We start from the raw sequence: 3,953 nt of genomic DNA, 5'->3' as shown, positions 1-3,953 counted from the left end.
CGCGCTGGAACCGGCGTTGATGACCTATCTCGACAAGTTGAAGCGAAGAACTTTCATTCAGGAATGGTCAAATGCGGTAATTCAATAGCCCGATTTCATCGATTTTTATCATGATTGTACATGGCATCTTTTCTCCGGGAGCGGCCCTTTGCATCCGCGACATCCCAGTTGATGGGCAAGAACGGCTATGGTGCAGGTTTCTCAGACGCCATGCGAGGCTTTTAAGTGACGCGGGGCGTTGCTTGGCGTCGGAGAAGCGCTCAAGCGGGAAATCGCGGGGTTGGGATTGGGCGGACCCGCCCAGGTCTATGGGGATTTGAGCCGGTTGGTTGCCTTGGATTTTTCGGACCAGGATGAGGCGGCAGCACTCTTGCAGGCGGCCTCAGCATAGGTTTTGCGGGCTTTGCTCAACATGCGTTGTATCCTGCGGTTTTTGTGACCTTCTGAACCACGGGCATCTGGGTTCCGGCCATGCCGGTGCGGTCGCAACCGATTTTGAGCGCGGTTGAGATTGGACTTCCGGTTTTTGGCGCGTGTCATGCAGCAGCCCTCGCTGTTCCTGGCGGCGCTCTGGGGCGCCGTTCTGGCGCCATGGTTTCGACGATGACCAACCGGCCGCCGCAGCAGGGGCATGGCAGCCTGAGGACGCGGGCAAGTGCATCGGATGCATCGATATTGTCATCGCGAGCGTGACCCTGATCTGATGTTTCGGCCCCGAGCAGTTCCCTGATCCTGGCGATATTGGCGGCACGGTTGCCATTCCCGAAGAAGCCGTAGTGGCGGATGCGATGCTGCCCCTTGGGCAGGACATGGATCAGGAACCGGCGGATGAACTCGCCGGCCTTCAGGGTCATGGTGGTATGCCGCCCGGGACCGTTGACGCGGTAATCTTTGACGCGGAAGGTGACGCTCCGGCCGTCCATGCGGATCAGGCGGCTGTTGGAGATCGCGGCACGGTGGGTGTAGCGCGACAGGTATGCCAGCACGGCCCTGGGTCCGGCGAAGGGTTCCTTGGCATACACGACCCAACCGATCCTGCGCAGCGGTTGCAGGAAAGCGTCGAAGGCCGCGCGATCCGCAAGCCCGCCGAGGATGAAGCGGCGGTACAGGCGTGACAGCACCCGGACGGAAAGGAAGAAGTTCCTGCGGCAGGCGATCCACTGCGCACCGTCCGCAGACAGCCCGCCGTCCCACTGCCTGGCAGGAGATTGCGCAGCAATCTGCCGAGAGGGGGGGGCACGATCATGTGGACATGCGGGTGGTGCGTCATCGCCGAGCCCGTCGTGTCGAAGACGCGCCTCCGGCACGATGTGTGCAGGACGGATGTGATGCCGGCCCGGGCGCCAAGGTGCTTGGGGCCGGCGGCGATCCGGATCACCGTGTCCGCGCTTGATCGCATCAGCAGATTGCAGATCTCCCGCGTTCGCCAATGTCTCTCGGACCATTGGCGTTCCATTGGCTCACTCTGGCGGGCGATGCCGGCGATTGGCTTCGGCAGCGCGAAGACCAGGTGGAAATACCGCACGGGCAGCAGCTCGGCCTCGCGCGCCGCCAGCCAGGCCTTGGCCGCACCCGCCTGGCATTTGGGACAGTGCCTGTTCCGGCACGAGTTGTAGGCGATGTGATCCTGCGCGCAGTCTTCACATCGCGCGGCATGACCGCCAAGCGCCACCGTGCGGCAGCGCTCGATGGCGCTCATCACCTTCAACTGATCGAGGCTGATATGGCCCGCATTGGCCGCCCGCCAGGCAGCACCATGCATGCGGAAGATATCCGCAACCTCCAGTTTCGGCCGGGACAACGCAGTCTATGAGGCACTTTTCCTGCGCTTCGCCGCGGTCAGGCTGTCCAGCGGGCTCTCCACCGCCGCGATCATGCCCCCTCTCGGCAGATTGCTGCGCAATCGCCTGCCGGGCAGTGGTGGCAACGCTGGCATAGCGCGCCGTCGTGGTGAGTTTGGCATGCCCGAGCAGCGCCTGCCCTCTCATCGATTGCTGTGCAATCGACTGCCGGGTAATAAATGACCCGGATGTCGGCGCCGCGCTCCAGCAGGTGTGTCGCAAAGGAATGGCGCAAGATGTGCAGCGTCACCGGCTTGGTAATCCCTGCGGCCCGCGCGGCCTGCTTGAACAGCCGCGAAATCTGGCGGGCCGAGAGGTGTTTGCCGCGATAGCCGGGGAAGAGAACCCGCTCGGGTCCGGGCACGCCCGTGTCCTGGCTCGCCGGGCGTTCGGTCCACCACTCGCGCAACAAACCCAGAATGTCCCCGGGCAGCATCACGTTGCGGTCCTTGCGGCCCTTGGCCTGCACAATGCGGATGATCTTCTGTTCCCCGTCGTGTCGAAGACGCGCCTCCGGCACGATGTCGCCGACCTTCAGCCGGACGGCCTCGCCCGCGCGCATGCCGCAGCCATAGGCGAGCGACAGCATTACGCGCGCCTTCAGGCCGGGCGCCATGGCCAGAACGCGTTTGACCTCGTTGCGGCTCAGCACAAGCGGCACCTTCACCGGTTCCTTCAGGTGGAAAACCTCGGCTGCCAGATCATGCCGCCGCAGGGTGACCCGGAACAGAAACTTCACCCCGGTCATGGTTTGGTTGCGGGTGCAGATACTCGTCCCGCTCTCGATCAGATGCAGCTGGAAGTGCTTCACGTCGTCCGGTGAGACTGTCTCCAGAGATCGCCCGAGCCAGGAGGCAAACCGCTTGCAGGCCCGCAGGCGGCTGGTCGGCGATGCCGGTCCGAGATTGCGTGCCGGCCTATCCGCGATCATGCGCGCCCGAAGGGATGCCGCCGGTGCAGGGGGCTGCTTGGTCATGGCAAAACCCTCTGTCAACCGAGGCAAAATCACCTCGGCCAACAGCACACACCCGACATCGAAAACCGCGAAACAAATCCCGCTTCAGCGCGACGCCTGCCACACAGAACCCCTATCGCAGAGCGATTTAGTGCTTGGGCTCATCGCTACCCCTCAACCACTGTCATTGCACAGCCGCGATGGGCATTGGGCATGCTCACATGATGTGGGTTCTGCACTAGATACCAGACCGCTGCATTTCCTGACGCTTGAGTGCGCGAATAGGTGCATCCGTCAGGCGAAGTCCAATGGGTCGCATTACTGCTGCGAGACACGCTTTCCTGCGGCAAGAATCTTTTCACAGTTTTCTGCTGAGTTTCCGGGTTCCTGTAGTTTGTGGCTGGTCCATACATTTGAGACAAGTCCTGCCGGTCAAACTCGACACCGCCGCAAGCAGACAGGGCAAAACTCAGGATGGCAGGGATAGTCAAACGCATTGCAGGTATTCCTTATTACAACCAAACACTGGAACATTCCAAGTCAGGCTATAAACTGCCGCCCACACCTCAAGCAGAAAGCCGAAAACTAGAACATCTATTGCGACAATGATTAGGATGAAAAATGCATAAGCCGTTAACGAACGGTGATCGACTAAAATATGAAACATCCTGTTGTCAGATGGTTATTAAGAGTTAAAGCCCGGCTAGCGAGTCTCGATCTGCCTTAACTTTCTATTTTGTCAAAGGTGATACTGCAAAATTGTGTTATGAGGGAGCAGGTGCTTTGCGTAAAATCTTGAAGTTCAAAATATTGCTATTCACAGTTGCAGGAGTGGCAGGCTGCGTTTCACCGGAGCAGTTTGAAACCACACCGGTACAGCTCGAAACCAGCAAAGGCATCGTTGTATGCCAGTTGTACACAAAGGACCGGGTTCTTTGGGACCGTTCGATCGGTCGTCCGCAAACAATGTCGGTTGAAGAAGCCGATGCCATCTGCAAGCAAGAAGGTCATAGGCAAATGACAGGAGGCTGAACCTCGGCGTTGTTGCAGAACTCTGAGTGCTAAGGATTCACATCACGAATCCATGCGGTTAGACGGGGCAGATGAGCAAGCCCACACCAGCCCGCTACCGTACGACGAATTGGTCCAGCTACAAC

Annotated in this window: 2 protein-coding genes and 1 pseudogene; 1 reads left to right on the top strand and 2 read right to left on the bottom strand. The window is 59.8% G+C overall.

From position 1 onward, the window contains the following. Nucleotides 1–536: 536 nt before the first annotated feature. Together A2I95_RS27180 and A2I95_RS27175 are read right to left on the bottom strand one after the other, a co-directional pair. A pseudogene (locus tag A2I95_RS27180) lies at nt 537–1,801 on the bottom strand (IS91 family transposase). Nucleotides 1,802–1,872: 71 nt separating this feature from the next. Further along, the gene (locus tag A2I95_RS27175; protein WP_291734917.1) at nt 1,873–2,817 is read right to left on the bottom strand and encodes a tyrosine-type recombinase/integrase; all 945 of its coding nucleotides are present in this window, start codon (nt 2,815–2,817) and stop codon (nt 1,873–1,875) included. 762 nt (nt 2,818–3,579) lie between these two features. Here A2I95_RS27175 and A2I95_RS27170 point away from each other — a divergent pair. Then, complete coding sequence (locus A2I95_RS27170) at nt 3,580–3,828, top strand: hypothetical protein (RefSeq protein ID WP_291734914.1); 249 nt, start codon at nt 3,580–3,582, stop codon at nt 3,826–3,828. Nucleotides 3,829–3,953 lie beyond the last annotated feature (125 nt).

It is taken from the genome of Leisingera sp. F5, assembly GCF_001593695.1.
This window is presented reverse-complemented; position numbering and strand designations above follow the sequence as displayed.